Source organism: Arthrobacter sp. 01T419 (genome assembly GCF_056398865.1).
This window is the reverse complement of sequence record NZ_JBFTQF010000020.1, coordinates 18,120-39,491: the sequence shown is the minus strand read 5'-3', so window position 1 is coordinate 39,491 and position 21,372 is coordinate 18,120. Positions and strand designations below refer to the sequence as shown.

21 protein-coding genes and 1 pseudogene are annotated in these 21,372 nt (G+C 62.9%); 16 read left to right on the top strand and 6 right to left on the bottom strand.

Annotated features, from left to right (window positions below; genetic code table 11):
- Window positions 1-204: 204 nt before the first annotated feature.
- Both AC1DLO_RS20880 and AC1DLO_RS20875 read right to left on the bottom strand, forming a co-directional pair.
- Window positions 205-753, bottom strand: a complete 549-nt coding sequence (locus AC1DLO_RS20880; RefSeq protein WP_476891599.1) for a P-loop nucleotide/nucleoside kinase family protein — start codon at window positions 751-753, stop codon at window positions 205-207.
- Window positions 750-1,397 carry a bifunctional 4-hydroxy-2-oxoglutarate aldolase/2-dehydro-3-deoxy-phosphogluconate aldolase gene (locus AC1DLO_RS20875; RefSeq protein WP_476891598.1) on the bottom strand — a complete coding sequence of 216 codons (648 nt, stop codon included), beginning with the start codon at window positions 1,395-1,397 and terminating at the stop codon, window positions 750-752. Before AC1DLO_RS20875 ends, AC1DLO_RS20880 begins: the two co-directional genes overlap by 4 nt.
- A gap of 150 nt (window positions 1,398-1,547) precedes the next feature.
- Here AC1DLO_RS20875 and AC1DLO_RS20870 point away from each other — a divergent pair, with 150 nt between their 5' ends.
- From AC1DLO_RS20870 to AC1DLO_RS20840, 7 genes are all read left to right on the top strand, one after another.
- Complete coding sequence (locus AC1DLO_RS20870) at window positions 1,548-2,531, top strand: Gfo/Idh/MocA family protein (RefSeq protein ID WP_476891597.1); 984 nt, start codon at window positions 1,548-1,550, stop codon at window positions 2,529-2,531.
- Window positions 2,518-3,513 carry a LacI family DNA-binding transcriptional regulator gene (locus AC1DLO_RS20865; RefSeq protein WP_476891596.1) on the top strand — a complete coding sequence of 332 codons (996 nt, stop codon included), beginning with the start codon at window positions 2,518-2,520 and terminating at the stop codon, window positions 3,511-3,513. Before AC1DLO_RS20870 ends, AC1DLO_RS20865 begins: the two co-directional genes overlap by 14 nt.
- Window positions 3,510-4,079, top strand: a complete 570-nt coding sequence (locus AC1DLO_RS20860; RefSeq protein ID WP_476891595.1) for a VOC family protein — start codon at window positions 3,510-3,512, stop codon at window positions 4,077-4,079. The genes AC1DLO_RS20865 and AC1DLO_RS20860 overlap by 4 nt, the downstream gene beginning before the upstream one ends.
- Window positions 4,080-4,982: a sugar phosphate isomerase/epimerase family protein gene (locus AC1DLO_RS20855; protein ID WP_476891594.1), complete on the top strand. Its 903-nt coding sequence runs from the start codon at window positions 4,080-4,082 to the stop codon at window positions 4,980-4,982. It begins immediately after the preceding gene.
- The gene (locus AC1DLO_RS20850; protein WP_476891593.1) at window positions 4,979-5,977 is read left to right on the top strand and encodes a Gfo/Idh/MocA family protein; all 999 of its coding nucleotides are present in this window, start codon (window positions 4,979-4,981) and stop codon (window positions 5,975-5,977) included. Before AC1DLO_RS20855 ends, AC1DLO_RS20850 begins: the two co-directional genes overlap by 4 nt.
- A 198-nt stretch (window positions 5,978-6,175) precedes the next feature.
- Window positions 6,176-6,925, top strand: coding sequence for an SDR family NAD(P)-dependent oxidoreductase (locus AC1DLO_RS20845; protein WP_476891592.1), 750 nt, complete (start codon window positions 6,176-6,178; stop codon window positions 6,923-6,925).
- A 242-nt stretch (window positions 6,926-7,167) separates the two neighbouring features.
- Complete coding sequence (locus tag AC1DLO_RS20840) at window positions 7,168-7,980, top strand: DeoR/GlpR family DNA-binding transcription regulator (RefSeq protein ID WP_476891591.1); 813 nt, start codon at window positions 7,168-7,170, stop codon at window positions 7,978-7,980.
- A gap of 204 nt (window positions 7,981-8,184) precedes the next feature.
- On the opposite strand, the gene AC1DLO_RS20835 is transcribed toward AC1DLO_RS20840, so the two are convergent.
- Window positions 8,185-9,213 (bottom strand): NADPH:quinone reductase, encoded by a 1,029-nt coding sequence (locus AC1DLO_RS20835; protein ID WP_476891590.1) that lies wholly within the window; start codon window positions 9,211-9,213, stop codon window positions 8,185-8,187.
- A gap of 451 nt (window positions 9,214-9,664) precedes the next feature.
- A complete protein-coding gene (locus AC1DLO_RS20830; RefSeq protein WP_476891589.1) occupies window positions 9,665-9,958 on the bottom strand; it encodes a GH32 C-terminal domain-containing protein in 294 nt (97 codons plus the stop codon).
- A 453-nt stretch (window positions 9,959-10,411) separates the two neighbouring features.
- On the opposite strand from AC1DLO_RS20830, the gene AC1DLO_RS20825 reads away from it, so the two are divergent.
- From AC1DLO_RS20825 to AC1DLO_RS20815, 3 genes are read left to right on the top strand one after another with little or no spacing between them, the layout of a single operon-like run.
- Window positions 10,412-10,921: a hypothetical protein gene (locus AC1DLO_RS20825; RefSeq protein WP_476891588.1), complete on the top strand. Its 510-nt coding sequence runs from the start codon at window positions 10,412-10,414 to the stop codon at window positions 10,919-10,921.
- Window positions 10,905-11,117, top strand: coding sequence for a hypothetical protein (locus AC1DLO_RS20820; RefSeq protein ID WP_476891587.1), 213 nt, complete (start codon window positions 10,905-10,907; stop codon window positions 11,115-11,117). Before AC1DLO_RS20825 ends, AC1DLO_RS20820 begins: the two co-directional genes overlap by 17 nt.
- Window positions 11,118-11,582, top strand: a complete 465-nt coding sequence (locus AC1DLO_RS20815; RefSeq protein ID WP_476891586.1) for a hypothetical protein — start codon at window positions 11,118-11,120, stop codon at window positions 11,580-11,582.
- A 552-nt stretch (window positions 11,583-12,134) separates the two neighbouring features.
- Here AC1DLO_RS20815 and AC1DLO_RS20810 read toward each other — a convergent pair.
- Window positions 12,135-13,046: a LysR family transcriptional regulator gene (locus tag AC1DLO_RS20810; RefSeq protein ID WP_476891585.1), complete on the bottom strand. Its 912-nt coding sequence runs from the start codon at window positions 13,044-13,046 to the stop codon at window positions 12,135-12,137.
- Between the two features lie 251 nt (window positions 13,047-13,297).
- On the opposite strand from AC1DLO_RS20810, the gene AC1DLO_RS20805 reads away from it, so the two are divergent.
- The 6 genes from AC1DLO_RS20805 (at window position 13,298) to AC1DLO_RS20780 (ending at window position 20,052) form a co-directional block, all read left to right on the top strand.
- A complete protein-coding gene (locus AC1DLO_RS20805; protein ID WP_476914594.1) occupies window positions 13,298-15,718 on the top strand; it encodes a CaiB/BaiF CoA-transferase family protein in 2,421 nt (806 codons plus the stop codon).
- A 37-nt stretch (window positions 15,719-15,755) separates the two neighbouring features.
- Window positions 15,756-16,583 carry a crotonase/enoyl-CoA hydratase family protein gene (locus AC1DLO_RS20800; RefSeq protein WP_476891583.1) on the top strand — a complete coding sequence of 276 codons (828 nt, stop codon included), beginning with the start codon at window positions 15,756-15,758 and terminating at the stop codon, window positions 16,581-16,583.
- Window positions 16,584-16,602: 19 nt separating this feature from the next.
- The gene (locus AC1DLO_RS20795) at window positions 16,603-17,772 is read left to right on the top strand and encodes a thiolase family protein (RefSeq protein WP_476891582.1); all 1,170 of its coding nucleotides are present in this window, start codon (window positions 16,603-16,605) and stop codon (window positions 17,770-17,772) included.
- Between the two features lie 9 nt (window positions 17,773-17,781).
- Complete coding sequence (locus AC1DLO_RS20790; protein ID WP_476914593.1) at window positions 17,782-18,177, top strand: Zn-ribbon domain-containing OB-fold protein; 396 nt, start codon at window positions 17,782-17,784, stop codon at window positions 18,175-18,177.
- A 209-nt stretch (window positions 18,178-18,386) separates the two neighbouring features.
- Window positions 18,387-19,691, top strand: a complete 1,305-nt coding sequence (locus AC1DLO_RS20785; RefSeq protein WP_476914592.1) for an MFS transporter — start codon at window positions 18,387-18,389, stop codon at window positions 19,689-19,691.
- A gap of 76 nt (window positions 19,692-19,767) precedes the next feature.
- Complete coding sequence (locus AC1DLO_RS20780) at window positions 19,768-20,052, top strand: hypothetical protein (RefSeq protein ID WP_476891579.1); 285 nt, start codon at window positions 19,768-19,770, stop codon at window positions 20,050-20,052.
- Between the two features lie 806 nt (window positions 20,053-20,858).
- Here the strand turns inward: AC1DLO_RS20780 and AC1DLO_RS20775 are convergent.
- Window positions 20,859-21,200, bottom strand: a pseudogene (locus tag AC1DLO_RS20775) (glycoside hydrolase family 32 protein); the annotation flags it as partial.
- Window positions 21,201-21,372: the final 172 nt, after the last annotated feature.

The following is a 21,372-nucleotide window of genomic DNA, read 5'->3' as shown; positions in this document are numbered from 1 at the left end:
TGATCCAGCCTCTCTCCCTTGAGATCGATTGCAACAGATTCATGAATGAGATCGGTTGCTGAGATCGGTTGCAAGCAACGATACGTAGGCTAGTCAGCTCTGTCAACGGTCATTTTCGATTCAGCGAATGGAGGTCCAAACCTTTTGCCAGCAGGTAGCCAAAGGACAAGTGGAAACCGATCCACACGAGCCGGCCGTAAAGAGTCATCCCTGAACCGGCAGGGACTTCCCATTGTTGAGATCAAGGAAACGGACTCCGGACCAGGTGCAGTCCAAGCTGCCGTACGATGCCCAGTACTCGTCCCAATGCGCAAGCTTCCAGCGATCCCTCTCCAGACCCCGCTGAATGAGTCGCCCCCGGAGAGTATCCTGGGGGACCTGCACCCGTACCACCGTGGTCTCCGAGGTAGGCCAGTGGAATTCTTCCGCGGCGCGCGTCAGGTAGTCCGGTACGGCGAAGTACGCACCGAACGGTGCGTCGAGTACGACCGATCGTCCCAGTCGCAGATTCGCTCCGGCTATATCCATGAGCGTCTCGTACTCCAAGGGCAGAACATTCTCCCGGTAAAACCCATTGGATTCCCGATCACTGGGGTCGTGTCCGGCTGCCTTCAAAGCAAACTCGACAAGGCGGCCACAGATCCGGTCCTTGTCCAGATATGCAGCTCCATGCTCTTTTGCTGTTTGCTGGGCAATGGTCGTCTTTCCGGACCCTGCAGGGCCGATGACAATGAAGACTTTGGGGACCGTCATCGGCGGGCCTCTGCCACTGCCGACAGGAACTCGCTGGCGGCCTCAGTGACACGGGAGAAGTCGCCGTCGGGCTGCCATGCTTTGGTCACGGCACTGCCGACGCCAACGCAGGCGACGCCGGCGGCGAACCATTCTGCGACGTTCCCGGGGGTGACGCCGCCTGCCGGCATGACCGGCATGTGCGCCAGCGGGGCGAGGACCGATTTCACGTAGGGGATGCCGCCGGCTTCCGTGGGGAAGAGCTTGAGGATGTCAGCGCCGGCTTCGGCAGACTCGACTAGTTCCGTCGGCGTGTAAGCGCCGCTGATTGTCGGTACCTGGTACCGGTTGGCCGTACGGATCATTGCCGGGTTGAGCTGGGGGCTGACCAGGAAGTCAGCGCCGGCGCGGATGCACTCATAGGCTGAGTGCTCGTCCAGAACTGTTCCCGCTCCGACCGCTACTCCACTGGGCCCGTGCTTGGCAGAGAGCCGTCTGATCACGTTCACTGCACCCGGGATCGAGAGCGTGATTTCAAGGGCGCGAAAACCTCCGGCGATCGCCGCTTCGGCGACGCGTTCTGCTAGGTCTTCGTTCCCAAGGCGCACGATGAGGACGGCGCCGGACCGGTCGATTGTCTTGAGGGTGCGAAATTTCTTGTACATTGCTGGCCTTTCTTTTGACCAAGGCAGGTCCTTATTCCGGAGCATCCCTGGGCCACTTTTGAAGTGTCGTTGACAAACTCTCCCACCATCCATAGTGTTATTGCAACCGATCTCAGCAATCGATCTCATACTTAGCAAAGGGGCTGGCAGATGAGTGGACCACGCACGATCATCCTTGGTGCTTCACACTGGCACATCCCGCTCTGCGCGCGGGCGATCGGCGAAGAACACCAGGTCGTCGGCATCAGTGACGAGGACGTATCGCTCGTCCGGGGTCTTGCGGAAGCGTGGAACGCGCCCGTGGAGGCTGACTGGCGGAACTTGGTGGATCTGCCGGATCTCGGGCTTGCCTATGTCTTCGGCCCGCACAGTGGCATGGCGGAAAAATGTCTTGCGCTGATCGAGCGCGGCATTCCGTTCGTGGTAGAGAAGCCTCTCGGCACCTCCCTTGCGGAACTTTCCGGGGTGCGGAAGGCCGCGGAAGCTGCCGGTGTACCCGCGACAGTCCCGTTGGTTCAGCGGGGCGGCCCCACCGACCGTTGGCTGGCCAAGGCCGGTCGTCCGACATACCAGAGAATCTCCTTTGTCGCCGGGCCGCCCTCGCGCTACCTGGATAACGGCAATCCTTGGATGCTGGACCCCGCTGCCGCAGGTGGTGGTTGCTTGGCGAATCTGGCACCGCATTTTGTCGATCTTTTCCTGCAGAGCAGTAACGAGTCAGCGGAGAACGTAGGTTCCCGGCTCTCTTCCGTTCTGCACGGTGCGGGTGTTGAGGACCATGCCAGCCTCATCATTACCACTCCGAGCGGGCGTGAAGCCATCATCGAGGTGGGTTACGCATTCCCGGGTTCGCGCTTGAAGCGCTACTGCAGCTTCACGTCGGCGGGCGAGGCCGGATTCGCATCTGTCGACTCAGACGGTTCTGCCACGTTCACCACGCTGGACGGGGCGACGGAGTCCGCCGTGATCGACGTTGACAGTGACCCTCTCTATGATCTGTTCGTACGCCGTGTCGCGAAGACACTGGAAGACGGATTCCGAGGGCTGCCAACACTGGCCCAGCTTGAAGATGCGATGCGCCCGATTTGGCAGGCATATGACGACCACGGAGGAAGAGAAGATGGCAGACCTTAGTATTGACGTTGTCGCGAAGGCGGCCGGTGTCCACCGCTCTACGGTTTCCCGGGCATTCTCCCGGCCGGAAGCGGTAAAAAGCGAAACCCGGGAGCACATTCTCCGCATCGCCGAGGGGCTCGGCTACACGATGAGCCCGCTCGCCCAGGCGTTGCGTCGAAAGACCAGCACCTTCGTCCCTCTGATCGTGCCTGACATCACCAACCCGTTCTTTGCGGAACTTGCCAAGACCATGACGCAGGCCGCTGATGAGCGCGGTTACCAGCTGTTGCTGTGTGTCACGAACGGAGACCCTGCCAAGACCGAGGGGTACTTCACCGCGATGCAGGCCATGTACGCGCCCTTCGGAATCGTCGCGCCCTCGACGAAAGTCGATACCGACGCCCTCAAGCGCTTCGATTTTGGCCACCGGGTGGTAGTGATCGACCGCGTGGACGGCGACTCCTCGGTTCCAACCGTCACCGTCGACAGCCGCCGCGGAATAGTCCTGGCCCTTGAGCACCTGCGTTCCCTCGGGCACACCTCGATCGGCTACGTTTCCGGTATCTCCGGGACCCACACTGCGCAGGACCGGATGGACGCGTATCTGGAGCTGTCAGCGGAAGGCAGCAGCACGCCGCTTGTACTCGACAGCGGCTCCGATCCGGACGCAGGGGCGCGCGCGGCAAAGCACTTTCTCGAGATGGAGAATCCCCCGACGGCGATTATCGCCGCCAATGACATGGTCGCCTTCGCGGTGATCTCGGCCCTTGGCCAAAGCGGTATCCGCGTGCCGGAGGACGTATCGGTCATGGGCTTTGACGGCTTGGCATTGGCCGCCCGGTTCAACCCGCCTTTGACCACAGTGCGGCAGCCGATTGCTGACATGGGAAACATCGCTATTGAGCTGGCAGAGAAGCAGAACCTGAACGGATCGGTAGACCACGTCGTTCTGGAACCTGAACTTCTGGTGCGCGCCTCCACCTCAGGGCCACGCAAATGACCGGGGCCAACGCCAGGACGCTGCGACGGCTGCCCGGGCTGCGGCACACCGACCACGTCGGCCTGACGGTTCCGAACCTCGAGGACGCAATCAGGTTCTTCGTCGAGGTACTCGGCGCCGAGGAGTTGTATCGCTCCGACCGCGGACCCGACCCCGAGTTCATGCCCACGAACTTCGATGTCCCTGCTGATGCCCGGCTCACCCTCGCCATGCTGCGACTGCCCCCGAACCTGAACATCGAGCTTTTCGAATGGAGCAGCGCAGAACGGCGGGAAACCCCGCCACGGCATTGCGACGCAGGCGGCCACCACCTGTGCTTCGTTGTGGACGACGTAGACGAAGCGGTCGCCGTGCTTCAGGAAACCCCGGGAGTACGCGTGCTCGGGGAGCGCAAGGAAGTCGCCGGCGACAGTCCTCGCGTGGCGGGCAACCGCTGGACTTACTTCATCACCCCCTGGGGGCTGCTGATGGAGATCGTCGACCGATCCCGCGTCGCAGCCCCACCACGGCTGGTCGGTCCCGCGGACTGGGCATCAACTCAAGACACTTTCAGGAAGGACGCTTAAATGCGACTGGCAGGCCACACACTAGGCACTCCGAACCATACGGTCCCCCAGGCAATCAGGCTTTTTCGAGCCGCAGGGCTCGATGCCGCAGAAGTCATTTACCAGGATGGCTACTCTTCGGGTCTCCCTCAGGGGGACCGGCGCGCCGCCATGGAGGCATTGAGGGCGGCGGAAGATGAGGGCCTGCCCATCATTGGACTTACGCCCTACACCACGGCCATCAACGCTCTGGAGGAGAGTGAATGGCGCGGCGGAGTAGACGAATTCCGCGGCGCGATTGAGACCGCGCATCTGCTCGGGGCCGACCGGGTGCGCGTGTACGCGGGATCCTGGCATCCGGGGGACGCCGATCACGCCGGGCGATGGGCGAGACTGCGGGAGGCCCTGCAGACCCTGGCGCCTGAGGCTGAGCAGGCCGGGGTGCGTCTGTGCGTGGAGAACCATTTCGGCACCATGACCCAGACTGCGGCCGAAACCGCGGCGCTCGTTCGGGAGGTTGCGCACCCCGCTGTTCGTGTTCTCTACGACCAGGCCAACCTGACCTTCACCCACGACGAGACGTTCGAACAGGCTTTTGCTGTTCAAGGCGAACTGATCGGTCACGTACACGTCAAGGATCTCGTGTTCACCGATCCCTCGGCGGCCTTCCGCGCAACGGAAACGGCCCGCGTCAACGCGTCCGAGCGTTCCGTCCGATCAAGAGTTATCGGGAGCGGTGTCCTTCCCTGGCCCGAGATTCTCGCTGCGCTGCTGCGCCACGGCTACGATGATCTGCTGAGCATCGAGTATGAGTACCGCTGGCACCCGCAAGATCTCCCGAGCCCGGAGGACGGGTTTCGGGAATCAGCGGCCGCCCTGCGCGGAATGCTTTCTGATCTGGCTGAAGTGCAGGAGGCACGATGAACGCCCAGCGTCTGCGCGTCGGCGTCATCGGCGCGGGAAATATCGCCTCCATTGCCCAATTGCCCACACTCGTACAGCGCGACGATGTTGACTTGGCGGCCTTGGTGTCACGGCGGGAGGATCCGGGAAACCTGGTCCGGCGCTGGGGTTTCGGTGCCGCGTACCGGTCAGTGGAGGACATGCTGGCCTCCCAGGACCTGGATGCCGTCTTCGTCCTCACTCCGCGGTCCGAGCACGCGCACGCCGTCCAGCTGTGCCTGGACAATGACGTCGACGTGTTTTGCGAAAAGCCCCTGGCTCCGGCCACCGAGGAGGCAGGACGCTTGGCGGACCTCGCCGACGAGCGCGGCCGCATCCTGATGGTCGACTTCAACCGCCGCTACGCACCTGTGTACGTGGCAGGGCGCGAGGCATTTGGTGAGAAGGGCGCTACCTTCTGCGTCGCCCAAAAGAACCGCCCCGGATCGGAATACCGCGCGACGTTCGAGAACGCCATTCACATGGTTGATCTGCTCCGCTGGTACTGCGGCGGCGAACCCGTGGACGTGGCCGCGCATTCAGCCGGCGATGACCCTTGGGAAGAAGACGGCGTCGCAGCCATCATCCGCTTCAGTACCGGCAACACCGGAGTGCTGATGGCAGCTCGAACCGCAGGTGCCTGGAACGAAAAACTGGACGCCTACGGCGACGGAAAGACCGTGGAGGTACGTGCACCCGAAACAGTATCGACCACTGTCAGCGGCGTCACCACATCACGCGAGCTTAGCGCCGAGGCCTACGGTTGGGCCACAGCGACCGACACACTCGGATTCTCCGCCGCCGTCCACCATTTCCTGGACCGCGTCGCCGACAGGGCGCAGCCCCTCACCTCGGGTCGCGAGGCCGTCCACACCCAGCGGCTGCTCGACCGGATTCTCGCAGCCTCCGGGCTGCCCACAGAAGAACAAGACGGCCGCCAATGGGCAAGCCACGCCACGAGCGGCCAAGGCCGCTGAGCAGCAAAAGGCAACAGGTTGAGCATCCACGTGGTTGGCTTTGCCGCAAAGTAGTGGCCCACGAAGCAGTCAAGACCGAAACCACCGGACACGTCAGAAAACACACCTTACGTAAGGATCAATGAAGATGAATCGAGTAGCTGTCACACTGACCGCAGGGGAGAAGCGGGTCAGCCGCGCCATGAACGGCAGGACCAAATGAGCCTCAAAGACCACGTTGTCCTGGTAACCGGATCAAGCGGCGGGATCGGTGACGCAGTTGTCGACGCACTCACAGCCGCGGGCGCCCGCATCATAGGCGCCGACCGCGCCCCCAAGGCTGACCAGGCACTGGCGGACTTCTTCCCGCTCGACGTCACCTCCGAAGAGCAATGCTCCGGCGTCGTCCGCGACATCACGGCGAAGTACGGGCGCATCGATGTGCTCATTCATGCAGCGGGAGTACTAGGCACCACCCCGGAAATAATGGAGACAACGACGGAAGAGTTTGAATCCATCATGCGGATCAACTCCTCCGGAACGTTCTCGATGGTACGAGAGACGGCGCAGTCGATGCTTGGGTCCGGTACTGCAGGCGCGATCGTGATCCTCTCGTCCGTGGCAGCAAAAGAAGCGCGCCGCAACTACCTGCCCTATAACGCCAGCAAGCTTGCCGTGCTTCACATCATGTGGTCATTCGCTGAGTTGCTCGGTCCCAACGGCATCTCCGTCAACGCCATCGCACCAGGCCCGGTGAACACTCCCATGTGGGCGCAATTCGCAAAGGACTCCGGTCCGGACGCCGCCGCCAACCGGGCCAAGCGGGCCGCCCAACTGCCGATGCGCCGATTCGCCGAGCCAAATGAAGTCGCCCGCGCCATCCTTTTTCTGGCGGATCCGGACAACCGATACATTACTGGCGTAACTCTCGATGTCGCAGGCGGAGCTCACCTTGGCATGGGGACCTGATCCAGGAGCTGCAGAACGCGCACAGACAAAGACGAATCCAATCGAAAGCTACGGAAGAGCCAAAGTTGGAGAGCGTCGCCGGTGAACCCCGTGCCGCACAGGTCAGACATTCCAGCAAATGCCTCCTGCGGCGTATCGTCCCTTTCCGGGTCTGCCCTCGTAGCCAGTATGAGTCCCGGATTGCGGCCGTTGTGCAGAAATAGGCCTCGCGTCCTGTTGCCGACACCTTCGAAGGAGACGTTGTGAGTCCTGCAACGCGACCCATGATTCCCGAGCAGAGGCACCGGGAAATCCTCCGCCTCCTGCGGAGGGAGGGCGTCCTGAGTATCCGCGGCCTCACGGACTACATGAAGGTATCCCACATGACGGTTCGCCGGGACATCACTGCCCTGGAGGACCACGGCCACGTGACCTTGGTCCACGGTGGTGTGCGGCTCGCGGATTGGAACAGCCAGGAGCCGAAGCTGGAACCGGAATTCCGGGCGCGCCCCGAGCCTCCGCGCAAACATTTCATTGCCGAACTTGCCGCCCAGTCGGTGGAGGACGGGATGGTGGTGTACCTCGACGCCGGCACCGCTTGCCAGTCGGTGGTGCCCTACCTAGCCGGCCGCCAGTACCTCACCGTGGTGACCAACGACTTCTATGTGGTGACCAGCCTGTTTGCGTATCCGCACATCGAAACCATCCACACCGGCGGAGCTGTGGACGCCTCCAGCGCCTCCAGCTGCGGTCCCATTGCGGCGGATGCAGTCAAGTCCATCAATATTGACCTGCTCTTTCTCAGTACCGGCGCTTGGAACATGTCCAGGGGTGTCACTGCGCCGTCCATGGACCAGGTCGAGGTAAAACGGGCAGCACTGAAAGCGTCGTCATCGTGCTTCCTCCTGGCGGACAGCATCAAGTTCGGCACAGTATCCCGTTTCAACGTTGCACCTTTGGAAAGGCTGGATGCTGTCGTTACTGACGATCAACTGCCTCCGGACAAGCAAGACAACATCCGGGAACTTGGCGTTAGCGTCCGCGTGGCTAGTCTCGGGAAAGCTGCTCCACCTTAGCTTGCGGCAACAAGCAAAGGCAGGGGCCGGTGCTCCTCCGGTCCATTTTCAAACGCCGATAGGGGTGATTCCGTCAACTGGTGCAGACGGTTTGGCCTTGGCAGGCCGCACGGTCAGTGGTGTGTAACGCCGGCTTCGGTTGAACTGCCGCTCATTCTGGTCGGACCCTTGTTGTCCCCGGCCGGTGGGTCGGGAGGCCATGGGTCAGGATGACGGTGTGACGTCGATGAGCACCTTCCCGATGGTGCCCTGCTCCACGGCGTCATGTGCCGCGGCGGTATCTTCGAGCGGGAAGCGCGTTAGCGGCAGGCCATGTTCTTCGCCAACGCGCAACGCCCCGGCCTTCAGCGCCTCGGAGACCGCGGCCACGGCGTGCTGTTTCTGCTCGTCCGTGACGGTGTAGGTGAGGATGGACTGGTATCGGACGTTCTTCGTCATGCTTTCACGGATGGGAACCGTCACTGATTCCCCGGGATTCGCCGCGTAGATGGCTATGGTTCCGTTTGGCTTGAGCACCTGCACGTCTGAGTCGATGTTGGCTGGAGCGTTTACGTCAACGATGGTGTCGACTCCGCCGGGGGCTGCCTTGCGCACAGCAGTCACTACGTCGTCGGTGCGGTAGTTGATGACTGTATGGGCTCCGGCGAGGCGTGCGAGTTCGGCTTTCCGGTCTCCGCTGACGGTGGTGATGACGGTTGCTCCGGCCCAGTCTGCGAGCTGAATGGCAGCGTGTCCCACTGCGCCGGCGCCGCCGGTGACCAGTACCGTTCGTCCTGCCAGGGCTCCGGGGGAGAGCCTGGCAGGGCCGTCCTCGTTCGAGGTCAGCGCCCGGTGCGCTGTCAGGGCGGGGATGCCGATGGACGCGCCTGTGTCGAAGGATTCAGTACCCGGAAGCGCCACTGCTTTGGCCGCCGGTACAACCGCATACTCCTGTGCCGTGCCCTCATTGCTGCCCCAGGCGACGTTCCAGAGCCAGACGCGGTCTCCGATGCTATGTCCTCTCACTCCGGAGCCCACTTCGTCGATCACGCCGGCGCCGTCCTGGTTAGGAACCTTCGGTGCTTCCAGCGGGGTGCTTCCTCCGCCGCCTGCCCGGGACTTCCAGTCGGTGGGGTTCACCCCGGAGACTACCACGCGGACCCGGACCTCACCCGGGCCGGGATCAGCCAGCGGCTTGTCCTGAAGCTTCAGCACCGAGGACGAACCTGTCTCTTCGTACACAATCGCTTTCACGTCTTCTCCAATTCCGTCTAACCCGTGCCGGCCTTACCGAACCAACCTACCGAAGGACGGCGGCCAACGTCCTGTGTGGATGGGCCCCTGATCCTCCCGCCGTCTGTCACTCTGTTGAGGAGGAATCGGGCGGGAACCTGTTGACCAGCTAGTGCTCATCCTTCAATCCGGACTGCCTGCACGACATCGTCGGCACGCAGTGCACGTACTGTTGCCTGGTCGACAGGCACGAATCCTCGGGGCAATTCAATCGGTGTGCCCGCTTCGATGTTGGCAGCTTCCTCTGCAGCGTTCGGCCTCTTCATTGCTTTGGGGAAAGCAGGATGTCACGTGAGCCGGATAAGCAGCTCCGCCCAAGCCCTCCAACAAACTCCATGACGGTCGATAGACCAACCGTGGGTCGTGCCGGTGGGTTCCGGCAGGACGTGGGTACTGCAGTGTCGTGCTGTCATTAGGACAAGGCTGTGACGGCTAGTTTCCGCACAACGGCCGTGCCGCCTTCTACGCTCACGTCGGTGCGCAGGTTCCCGGACAGCGGGAACACGAGATCCGTCAGGACGACCCTGCCGTCTTGGGCGAAGACCTCCACGGAGCACTGGTCGACGATTAGCCTTAGCCTTAGCCTTAGCCTTAGCACGCCGCCGTCGAGCTTCACGGGTGCCGATTCGGCCGACGCGAACTTGTCGTGGAAGGAGGTGTTTCCGGAGTTGCGGCGATCCAGGGTGAGCCGGCTCGTGATGGACACCGACCCCCTGACGAAGGCGCGGCAGGAGCGCGTCCCGAGGCACGGCTTCCGTCCATGGGGCGCGCTCCCGGTATTGATCTCCCAGGCCTGCCGTTGTCGTCAAACCGAAATGTCGCCCCGTCAGTCAGCGGGCCTCCCAGGCGCCGCGGTCGGCAGGGCACGCTGGATGTTGGCCGATCCGTCCACCCCGGAGGTATTGAAGTCAATGCTGTCAAAGTAAGCCGTGTCCCAGATCCCTGCGGCCCCGCGGACCGTTCCGGTGGGGCTTTTACAGGGCACCCTTAAGCGGGCTGGGCATCGTCAGATCTGTGATGGATGCGTATTAGCCGAGTCCGACCCCGGTCAACCGGTCAGCTCGACCGGTCTACGTTCAGTGTTCCGCAAACGGTTGGCTGGTTGGTGGGGTGAGATTCACAGGATTCATAAGATTCATCGACATTCACAGGGGCAGGTGTGGAGAACCCTCTTCGGCCGACGGCTGGGGCGACGCCGCCGGATCTTGTCGGGCGCGGCGGAGTGCTGGACGAGTTCGCTTATGGTCTGCGGATCGGGTCGGGGGCGCCGAATCTTGTCGGGCGCGGCGGAGTGCTGGATGAGTTCACTTATGGTCTGCGGATCGGGTCGGGGGCGCCGGGGCTTCTGACTATCTTTACCGGGGCGAGGGGGATCGGCAAGACCGTCATGCTCGGTGCCGCTGAGGACCTGGCCGTGGCCGGTGGCTGGGCGGTGGTGTCCGAGACCGCGGCCGGCGGATTCCTGGGCCGTATCGGGGAGGCGATGCGCAGGCTGACGAACGAACTGGGGGATGGGCCGACGGGCCGGCGGGTGACGGGGGTGTCGGTGGCCGGGTTCTCGGTCACGACGCAGCTTGCCCCGGAGGAGCAGGTCGATTGGCGGGCGCGCGGAGCGGTGCTTTTGCGTTTGCTGGCGGAGCGGGGGGACAGGGTTGGTCATCACGGTTGATGAGATTCATGCGGCGGACCGGGTGGAGTTGTCCCAGCTTGCCGCGGATGTCCAGCACTTCATTCGCGAGGGCCTGCCGATTGGGCTAATTTTCGCGGGTTTACCTGCGGCTGTTTCCGATTTGCTGAACGAGGGAGTGGCCACGTTCCTGCGGCGCGCTGACCGGATCGATCTGAATGCGGCCTCGATCGCGTAGGTGGAGCGTTCGTTCGCGGAAACCTTCGCCGCGGCGGGCGTGGCCCTGGACGGTGAGCTGGCCAGGGTCGCGGCGGAGGGCCCGGGCGGTTATCCGTTTCTGATCCAGTTGATCGGCTATTACCTTTGGCAGGAAGCCGAAAAGGCCCCGGGCGGTCTGGACGCCGCCGCCGTCAGCCGGGCGGTGACGGCGGGCCGGCGTCGGAACGAGCGGGTGGTCATTGAAGCGGCGCTGTCCACGACGTCCGGGCGGGACCGTGATTTCCTGCAGGCCATGGCCGAAGATCCCGGGCCGTCGTCGACCGCGGACATCGGCAGGCGTACCGGGATGCGGCCGAACGCCGTCGGTAACTACCGGACGCGGTTGATGGATGCCGGTCTGATCGAACCGGCCGGTTACGGGATCGTGGACTTCGCCATCCCTGGACTGCGCGAATACATGACCGCCAGTCCGGCCAGGAAATAAGCCGCGCGGCCGGCAGAAATTCGGATCTCCCTAGTCCATAAAGTCGGCATTCCCGGTGTGTTGACACTGTCAACACTTTTGCCTTCGGTCTGGGCCGTACATCGGCTGGACTGGCTCGGATTGGCCATGTTTTCGGGAGTTCCCTGTGTTTTCAAGGGTTGGAATGCGGTTCGAGTCCCTTCAGTGGGCTTCGTGGCTTTTCTGCCGTGTTACGGGTTCATCGATGCATCCCGCCCGGACGATATGACGGGGCGCGTTCCGGGAGAGTGAAGGCCCGATGATTTTTCGATCTCCTGATACCTCTTCATTGCGCATACGCCGGATAGCGATATGACCTGTCGTTTGACACGTCCGGGTGGATTGCCGGCGACGAAGGTAGATTCGGGCTTGCGGTTGGTATTCCGACGACGTCTAGTCTTCCCGAAGGATGCTTCTGGTGTCCTGGGGCGTTCGGTGTCGGATACGGTATCCGCGGTGTTTGGCCTCCTGTTCACCATGATTACTATGGACTAGGCCGCAAAGGTAGTAGGAGCTGGAGAGAACCCGGGGATGCTATGCGATTTCGTCGAGTGGATCCTCCTCGCCTCGCAGCCTGTTCACCACAGCCAGGATCCGTTTCAGGTTGTTGCTGTCGCGGGCACGCCATGCAATCCCCACCGTGAAATCGATCTCCCCATCCGCGATCGGCGTCGCCACCAAGCCGCTAGTGTCCGTGAGCCGGAACAACGGCGAGTCCTGCGTCCGGCTGCCCAGCATGACTTCGCCCGTCTTCCGCAGCCGGGCCGCCATAGTCAGTACGTCGCGCAGGTCCATCTCATTCACGGCCACCACGCCTGCCTCCAGCAGCCGATCCCTCAATGCAAGCATCGGGGCCGGTTGCAGGTTTGACGGCAGTGACAAGACAGTGCGGCCAGCCAGGTCCTCCATCCGCAGCTCGTCCTTGCCGAACGGCTCGCTGCCGGGGTCCCGGAGGACGCTGAACGTGTAACGGCCCAAGGCTCTGCAATCGATATCGGGATACGTGACAGGCAGATGGACCAGTGCAAGGTCCAGGTCGCCATGCCGCAACGAGTGCAGCAGTTCCGAGGACATTTCCAGCTCGACGACGCTTTCAGGTTCGCCCAATTCGGACAGGACTTCCGCCACGCGCTGCGCATAGCGCGATGGCGACCATGGCGTGGCACCGATGCGCAGGGGCTCTGCCGTGGTGCCCCCCGCGCTCTCGCGTTCCATTGCGTCCACCTGTGCCAGGATCTCCACGGCCCGCGTCAGCGTCGTCTCGCCTTCGGGTGTCAGCCTTAGTTCGTGGTAGCGACGCTCAAAGAGCGCCACGCCCAAATCCCGCTCAAGTCCGTGGATGGCCCGGCTGACCGGCGATGCCGTCAGCATCAGGGACTCCGCGGCACGGCCCACGTTCCGGTGCCGCGAGGCCGCAACGAAAGCCCTCAAATAGCCGAGTTCCACAGCCCCACTCTAGCCGTTGGTGACCTGGTTCTCATTGCTTCGAGCGAGCCAGTTCGGCTATTTACACGATGCGCCAAACGCAACGTCCTGAACGCGTCTGAGGCGCCCAGCCCGCGCTGATATTGGCGATTTTCAGGCGAGCAGGACGGTGGAAGCATTTCGGCTACGAACTCCCGGGCCTTTCGGGCACCAGTGGCGTTCTTCGGATGCACCCGATGTGGATCCGAGCGCTCATACAAGGAAGTGTGGCCATGACCGACAGACCAAACCAGACAGAGGGGCCCCTGGCCGGGGTCCGCGTGATCGACGACGTGGATGGTGGATGCGAGTCCACCGGGAGGCTGCTGGCCGATCTCGGCGCCGACGTCATCCGCCTTGAACCGCCAGAGGGCGCCCGTTCCAGGCGGGAGGGTCCGGAATTCCAGGGAATCGGCCTCGCGTTCGCCGCACGCAATGTGAACAAACGCGGAGTCACCATTGACCTGTCCTCAGCGGTGGATCGCGACCGATTCACGGACCTGCTTAGATCGGCCGACATCTACCTGCACAACACGGCGCCGGAATCCCTGGCAAAGCAAGGGTTTTCTCCGGATGAACTTCGACGCATCAATCCGCGGCTGGTAACCGTATCAATCTCCGACTTCGGTCGCWTCGGTCCTCGGAAGGACTGGATCGCCACCAGCGACGTGCATTTCGCCCTCAGCAGTGTGCTGTCCCGTTCAGGCCTCCCCGAAGTGCCAGAACCGTTGCTCCCGCCTCAGTTTCTCGCCTTCGAAGCGGCCGCAATCCAGGCGGCTTGGGCGGCAATCCTCGCCTACATCAACATGCTCCGTACAGGTGCCGGAGACGCTGTGGACTTCTCCATCTCAGACGGGCTCATCCAGGTCCTTGACCCGGGGATGGGCATCGGCGGCAGTGCCCGATCCGGTCAGGCCTTGCGGGACCTGCCGCCAGGGCGTCCTGATGCCCGGCACCTGTACCCGATTTTTCCCGCCTTGGACGGCCACGTCCGCATCTGTGTGCTCAGTGCCCGGCAATGGCAGGGAATGTTCGCCTGGCTCGGAGAGCCTGAAGAGTTCGCAGATCCCAAATACAACTCCACGCGGGAGCGCTTCGCAGCGGCCGAGAGGCTCTATCCGCTGATCGGCAAGCTGTTCGCTGGGCTTGGGAAGGAGGAAGCTGTTGCCCAGGGGCAGTCGTTCGGCGTACCGACCGCGGCACTGGCGTCGGCAGCCGAGGTCCTGAACCAGCACGCCTTCCGGGAAGCCGGGGCTTTTGCCGATGTCGAAATTGCCAAGGGACTCACCGTCACCATGCCGACGGGCATGCTGGAGATCGATGACGAAAGGCTCGGCATCCGGCGTCCTGCGCCGCATCCAGGCCAGGACAACGCCGCCGTCTTCGCCGGATTGAACCCGGATTCGGTCCGGCCAGCCCACCGGGGCCTGGGTGCCGAACTTCCGTTTGACGGCCTGAAAGTGCTCGACCTCGGGGTCATCGTGGTGGGCGGCGAACTTGGCCGGCTCTTTGCGGACTACGGCGCCGAGGTCATCAAGATAGAAAGCCGGGAGTTCCCCGATGGAAGCCGCCAGTCCCTGGACGGTTCAGCCATGACGGAGGGCTTCGCCTGGGGCCATCGAAACAAGCAGAGCCTCGGACTGAACCTGAAATCCGAAAAAGGACGCGACCTCTTCCGCAGGCTAGCCAAGGACGCCGACGTTGTTCTCACCAACTTCAAGCCCGGAACGCTGGACAAGCTGGGGCTGGGCTATGACGCTCTTACTGCGCTGAATCCGGGGATCATCCTGTCCGAGAGCAGCGCCTTCGGAAACCACGGGCCTTGGCGGGACCGGATGGGGTACGGGCCGCTGGTCCGCGCAAGCGCAGGCCTCAGCATGCTCTGGCAGTACCCGGATATACCTGGCAGCTTCAGCGACGCGATCACGATCTACCCGGACCATGTGGGTGCCAGACTCAACGCAGTTGGCGTCGCCGCACTGCTCCTCCGTCGCCAGCGCACCGGGCGTGGCGGGAGAGTCGGGAGCGCGCAGGTTGACATCATTTTCGGCGGAATGGCCGACCAGTTAGCCTTGGAATCCGTCAAGCCCGATTCCATCCGCCCGGAGGGCAACGACCGGGGAGGAGACGCACCCCGTGGCGTGTTCAGGGCAGCGGGAGACGACAACTGGGTGGTGATCGACGTCGTCGAGGACAAGCACTTCGCCGGGATGGCGAAGGCCGTTGGCCGCCCCGACTGGCTCACGGACCCCGGACTGGCCACGGCGACGGGACGGCTAGGCAGAAAGGCGGAGCTGGAATCTGCGCTGTCGGCGTGGACGTCCGTGCGCGACGCCGAATGCATCGCTCTCGAGCTTCAGCAGGCCGGAGTCCCCGCAGGCCACATGGCACGGATCTGCGATCTAGAACAAGATCAGCACCTGAACGAGCGCGGTGTACTTGGAACCTTGGAGCATGAGGCCTTCCGTGCGCCTCTGCCCACGCTCCTGGCCGAAGCCCGTTTCGGCTCGGTGCCCGCCCCCCAACTGGGGCCGGCGCCGTATCAGGGAGAGCACACCCGTCCCATCGCCCGGAGGCACTTGGGGCTCACGAACGCCGAGATCCAGGGGCTGCTCGACGAGAACATCCTTCAAGAATTTACGGGCTCACGGTAGTCCGTCAGGTACCGGAACAGGAACAGAACGGATAATCATGACAACCGAAACACAGACAGCCCGACTCTTGCCGTCCGCCAACGGTTCAGTGAAGGTTGAACGGCGCGGGCACATCCTCATCGTCACTTTGAACCGCCCCGAGGCCCGCAATGCAATCAACCTCGACGTCACGGAGGGCGTAGGTGAAGCCCTAGAGCTCGCCGAGACCGACGAGGGAATCCGGGTTGTGATCATCACGGGCGAAGGGGAAAAGTCCTTCTGTGCAGGTGCGGACCTCAAGGCAGCAGCGAGTGGCCAACTGGCCTCCGCCGACGAACGCGTGCGTAGCTGGGGATTCGCCGGCTACGTCCATCACCACATCAGCAAGCCAACCATTGCCGCCGTCAACGGCTTTGCCTTGGGTGGAGGAACGGAAATTGTCCTCGCTAGTGATCTTGCTGTGGCCGCCGACCACGCCACCTTCGGCCTCCCTGAGGTCAAAAGGGGCATCTACGCCGGTGCTGGCGGGACATTCCGCCTTGGCCAGCAAATCCCAAAAAAGGTTGCGATGGAGGTCATCCTCACAGGTCAGCCGATCTCCGCGACCCGCGCCCTGGAACTGGGACTCGTCAACCGGGTCGTCCCCGCGGAGTCACTCCTGGACAGTGCCCTAGACCTCGCGGAGGTCATCTGCGCCAACGCACCGCTGGCCGTCCAGGCCAGCAAGAGGATCGCCAATGGCATCACCGACGGCGGGGTGGCTGCCGACGACGAGCACTGGGAGCGTACGAATACCGAAGGCGTCACCCTGATGCGGAGTGCGGACTCCATGGAGGGCATGCGCGCCTTCGCGGAAAAGCGCCAACCCATCTGGCAGGGCAAGTAGGACAGGAAAGGGAACGGATATGGAAAGCACGACTCGCCAGCCGGTTATTGCCGGGCTCGGCATGACGGAACTCGGCAAGGTCTATGGACGCACGGCGACGCAGTTTGCAGCGACGGCCGTCAAGCTGGCGGCCTCCGATGCGGGAATCGGGCTGCCCGACATTGATGGCCTGATCGTGTCGGACGGGCTCAGCGGTCCGGTCGGACTCGAGTTGCAGGGGACGCTCGGCCTGACCGATTTGAACCTGTTCACGTACATGCAGGGCTACGGCTCCACGGCCGGGCAAATGGTTCAGTACGCCTCCATGGCGGTGCAGTCAGGGATGGCTGAGACCATCGCGATCGTGTGGGCCGACGCCCCACTCCGCGAAAACGTTGGCGGCGGATCGGCCTATGGCGCCAAGGCTGCAGGCATGCCGTCTGGTTGGAACGCCATCACGGGAACCAGCGGCATCTTGACGGCGAACAACATGTATGCCTTGGCCGCGCGCAGGCACATGGACACCTACGGGACCACCAGCGAGCAACTCGGCGCCATCGCGGTCGCGCAGCGCGACTGGGCGGCCATGAACCCCTTGGCCCAACTGCGTAACACGATCACCCTGGAAGACCATCAGGCTTCCCGCATGATTTCGGATCCGTTCCACCTCCTGGACTGCTGCCTTGTCTCCAACGGCGGTATCGCCCTCATCGTCACGAGCCGGGAACGCGCGTCTGAAATGGCCCAGCCTCCGGTGGCAGTGCTGGGCTGGGCCCAGGCCCATCCTGGCCGGACCGGACAGCGCAACGACGACTTTGGGCTCATATCCGGTGCTGCACAATCCGGACCGGCAGCACTAAGGATGGCGGGTCTATCACTCAAGGAGATCGACGTCGTCGAGCTCTACGACTGCTACTCGTTCACCACGCTGATCACGCTGGAGGATTACGGCTTCTGCGCGAAAGGCGAGGGCGGCGACTTCGTCTCCCAGCCTGGCGTCCTCGGCCCCGATGGCTCCGTCAAGGTCAACACTGGCGGAGGGCAGCTGTCCTCGTACTACATGTGGGGCATGACCCCCCTGTCCGAAGCAGTCATCCAGGCGCGCGGACAAGCCGGGGAGCGCCAGGTCGCCAGCCATGATCGGGTGCTCGTTTCCGGCAACGGCGGCGTGCTCGATTACCACTCCACCCTCGTCCTCGGAACCGTCTAGGAGATCTCCATGGCCATTTTCCCCATCGTCCGCGACCCAGCTACCACGCCGTTCCTTGATGCCGCAGAACGAGGCGCCTTCCTCCTTGTCCGCAACCCCACAACCGGCGAGTACCACGACCCGCGGATGGACGTTTCCTTGGATCCCGACAACCTCGAATACGTCGACGCCGATGGTTCCGGGACGGTCATTTCCTGGTCCGTGGCACACAGCAAGAACGTGGACGGCACCCCGACGGAAACCGTAGTCGGGATCGTCCAACTGAGGGAAGGGCCCTGGTGGCGCAGCGAACTGCTCGGCGCCGAACCGGGCAGCAGCCTCACCGGACGCGAGGTCTACACAGACTTCGTCAAGACCGGGCCTGGGGCCGAACACGCCAGCATCCCGGTCTTCGTCCTCAAATAGCCCCCAACGTGGCCCGTCCGGCAGCCCGGCTTACCGGCGGTGCCGGAGTGTCCGCACACCTTTTCCACAACCGCGAGAACTCGTCAACAACAGCCAGTCTTCAACAACCGCAACTGAAAGGGACAAAGATGTCTCGAAATGAGTCGCTAGCTACTGAAGTATCGCCACCCCGGCTCACTCTCGAGGAGGCAATCGACCGAATGCCGAGGGTGGGACTCAACAAGGGAGCGTGGATCGCGCTCTTCCTGGCGTTCTTCTTCGCCAACTACGAGATCTCAGTGTTTGCCCTCGCCATTCCCGGCATGCGGGCAAGCCTGGGGCTCCAGGCAGCAAACCTCGCGTGGCCGGTCACTTGGAACCTCCTGGGCTACTGCATCGGTGCCTACATATTCGGATACGTCGCGGATAGGCACGGCCGCCAGCGCGGCCTGTTCCTGACCTTCCTGGCACTCGGCATCGGCGGACTGATGACCGGATTCGTCTGGGACGAATTCTCCCTAACCCTGTTCCGGTTCATTGCCGGCTGCGGAATGGGCGCGGTGCTGGCGTTGTGTTCTGCGTACATCGGCGAAATGGCGCCGCGGAACCGGCGCGGGAAATTCCTAGCCAGCGTCTACCTTTGGGGCGGCGTCTTGCTGCTTTTCGTCGGACTCGCTTCGCTCCCCGTGCTCTCGGCCCTGCCCGCTTTCGGGTGGCGCGTGATCCTCGCCTTCGGAGGACTTGCCCTCTTGATACTGCCTTTCATCAACAGCCGGTCAATCACCGAGTCGCCTCGATGGCTGGCCGAGCACGGAGAGTTCGAAAAGGCCTCCGCGATCGTGCGACGAATGGAGGTTAACGCCGGACTGGTCACGACGCAGAACGACAACCCGTACCTTGAAGAAGCCGTAGAGCCGTCGGCAGTTGAGGGAGAAAACCCTCTCCGGGCACTGCTCCGCAAGCCATATGGGGGACGCCTTCTGGTGGTACTGGGTTATTGGTTCGTTTTTTACATTGCGTTGTATGGCTACTCCAGTTACCTCCCGCTCCTGCTCGAAGGAATCGGGATTACGACGTCGAATGCGCTCCTGATCACGGTCCTCACCAGGATCGCCCCTCTAGTCGCCGGATTCATAGTGGTATTGGTTATTGAGCGGATCGAACGCCGGACCCTCATCATCGCGGGCACCGTCATGTTCGCGGCATCCATGGCACTGATTGTGTCCGGTTGGGGAGAAGCAGCAGCAACAATTGGCGCGGTCATGTCCGGTTTTGGCATCTCGTTCATGGCAACCCCGGGTTACACCTACACCGCCGAGATCTTCCCGACGAAGGCGAGGGGAACGGCCGCGTCCATTTGCGACGGCCTGGGACATGTGGGCGGCGCCGTCGCACCGTTCGTGATCCTGCCGATCCTCATCGGATTCGGCGCCGTACCGGCCGGAGTCGCCATCATTGTTTGCCTCCTCACAGCGGCCGCTATCATCCGCATGGGTGTCCGCACCCGCGGCCGCGCCCTCGCGGACATCGCCTGACTCGATAAGGAAACAATCAACGGAGCAGGGGCGGGCCGGCACTCCGGGTCGCCCCTGCCTTGCTCCGAGGGACCCCATGAATCCACCAGACTCCAGCACAATTTCATCCCTCGTCCGCTATTTGAACATGAGGGCCAATCGCAAGGACGTTACGGCGGAAACGGGCTTTGTCACGGACTGGTCTACCCTTCACCCAGGTCAGGCTGTCCAGGTCTTCAGGGACGCCGAATTATTGACCGCAGGTACCGTGGACGCGACGATGCACGACGGATCAGCGGTGTGGCTCATTCAACACAAAAGTCTCGGGCGCAGGCTGTTCCATGAATGCGAAGAACTCCGCATCGCCCTGTTGAACCCTTAAGCCCTCGTAGTTAGTGATCTAAGGCGCGCCAAGAGCGTTGATGCCTTCTGCGCGAAACGCGATCCGTAGTCCGCTCGGGGTCGTCGGGGAGCACGCAAGCCTGTTGGACCGGACACTCCGGAATTCAGTTGGCTGCGGTACCTCGCAATGCCAAAAGGGGGGCGCGCCGAACGAAGTTTTGGATCGGGACCGGCGCGTGGCGCCCTGGTTGCGTGGAGGACCCGCCCAGCGACGACGGAGCATCAGAACGACAAACAGCCAAGCACCTTCCGGTCCTTCATGGTTGCTCGCTAAGGACGAGGCACGCCGTGATCCGTGCGGTCTGGTTCTCACCGCAAGGGTGCCCCTGGCGCCGCGGTGACCTTCCAAGACGCGCTCTGCTCGTCGACGACGTTGGGAACGGTGTGTCCCCAGTACCTCAGGTGGCAGCTTGTTCTTGGCCCTTAGAACTTCGATGGGATCTCACGGATACGTGTTGACCGCGTTGCCGGCCGAGGATGTCGGCACCGAGGCAGATGTAGACGGCATCCGCCGTACCGTCGTATCTAATCAACATGGTCTCGCCGCACCGCTCGGCCCGGATTCTCTTCTCGACTCTAACGGTGTCATCCAATCAGATGCTCCGGGATCGGCAGGCCATCCGGATTCGACTTTGGACGTATAGCTCGGAACTGCGAGGTGGTGCAGGCGACTTCGGACAAGGAAGAGTTCGAAGTCGCCTRCACCACCCACAACGGACTCTGGTGAGGGTGCCGATGGCGGAGGCCGAGTTCGCTTCGGACAGTGGTAAGCGCTGCGGGGTCAATCACGGCCTGCTGGGTGAGGTGCGGCGCCCCTTCAGAAGTGACCAGCGAGACCTCGCGTACAAGCGACATGGGGCTTCGCCACGGGGAGGTTGGAATGTCGTTGCCGTACTGCCAGTTGTTCATCCAGGCCATCCTGAGCCGGCGGCCGTCCGGAACGTTGCTGAAGGAAACGGCAGCGTAGTAGTCCCGGCCCCAGTCGAGCCAGTGATACTCGGTCAGGCGCGCCGGATCCTGGTCGCCTTCAGTGACCGTGGTTTCGGACCTGAACGTCACGCCGTCGAATTCGCCAACGAAGTACTGTCCCGCAGATCCTCCGTTTGGCCCGCCGGGATTGAGGTTAACGGCATGAATCAAAGTCTCGTTTCATTTCGTTTTCCTGAGGAAGGGTGGGGCAGCCATCCAGCCGGCGAGCGGTGCGGGGGCGCTGTTCGGCGGCTGGACGGATGCTGGGGTTAGCAGTTGCTCTTGCATCGGTCGTACGTCCGCTTCGCGGCGGGATCCCCCGGCCATGAGC

Bases quoted from the DNA above. Each gene is read 5' to 3' on its own strand.
- AC1DLO_RS20845 (WP_476891592.1), top strand. From the start codon at position 6,176: ATGAGCCTCAAAGACCACGTTGTCCTGGTAACCGGATCAAGCGGCGGG.
- AC1DLO_RS20795 (WP_476891582.1), top strand. From the start codon at position 16,603: ATGGAAAGCACGACTCGCCAGCCGGTTATTGCCGGGCTCGGCATGACG.
- AC1DLO_RS20790 (WP_476914593.1), top strand. From the start codon at position 17,782: ATGGCCATTTTCCCCATCGTCCGCGACCCAGCTACCACGCCGTTCCTT.
- AC1DLO_RS20800 (WP_476891583.1), top strand. From the start codon at position 15,756: ATGACAACCGAAACACAGACAGCCCGACTCTTGCCGTCCGCCAACGGT.
- AC1DLO_RS20870 (WP_476891597.1), top strand. From the start codon at position 1,548: ATGAGTGGACCACGCACGATCATCCTTGGTGCTTCACACTGGCACATC.
- AC1DLO_RS20865 (WP_476891596.1), top strand. From the start codon at position 2,518: ATGGCAGACCTTAGTATTGACGTTGTCGCGAAGGCGGCCGGTGTCCAC.
- AC1DLO_RS20880 (WP_476891599.1), bottom strand. From the start codon at position 753: ATGACGGTCCCCAAAGTCTTCATTGTCATCGGCCCTGCAGGGTCCGGA.
- AC1DLO_RS20780 (WP_476891579.1), top strand. From the start codon at position 19,768: ATGAATCCACCAGACTCCAGCACAATTTCATCCCTCGTCCGCTATTTG.
- AC1DLO_RS20875 (WP_476891598.1), bottom strand. From the start codon at position 1,397: ATGTACAAGAAATTTCGCACCCTCAAGACAATCGACCGGTCCGGCGCC.
- AC1DLO_RS20860 (WP_476891595.1), top strand. From the start codon at position 3,510: ATGACCGGGGCCAACGCCAGGACGCTGCGACGGCTGCCCGGGCTGCGG.
- AC1DLO_RS20855 (WP_476891594.1), top strand. From the start codon at position 4,080: ATGCGACTGGCAGGCCACACACTAGGCACTCCGAACCATACGGTCCCC.
- AC1DLO_RS20850 (WP_476891593.1), top strand. From the start codon at position 4,979: ATGAACGCCCAGCGTCTGCGCGTCGGCGTCATCGGCGCGGGAAATATC.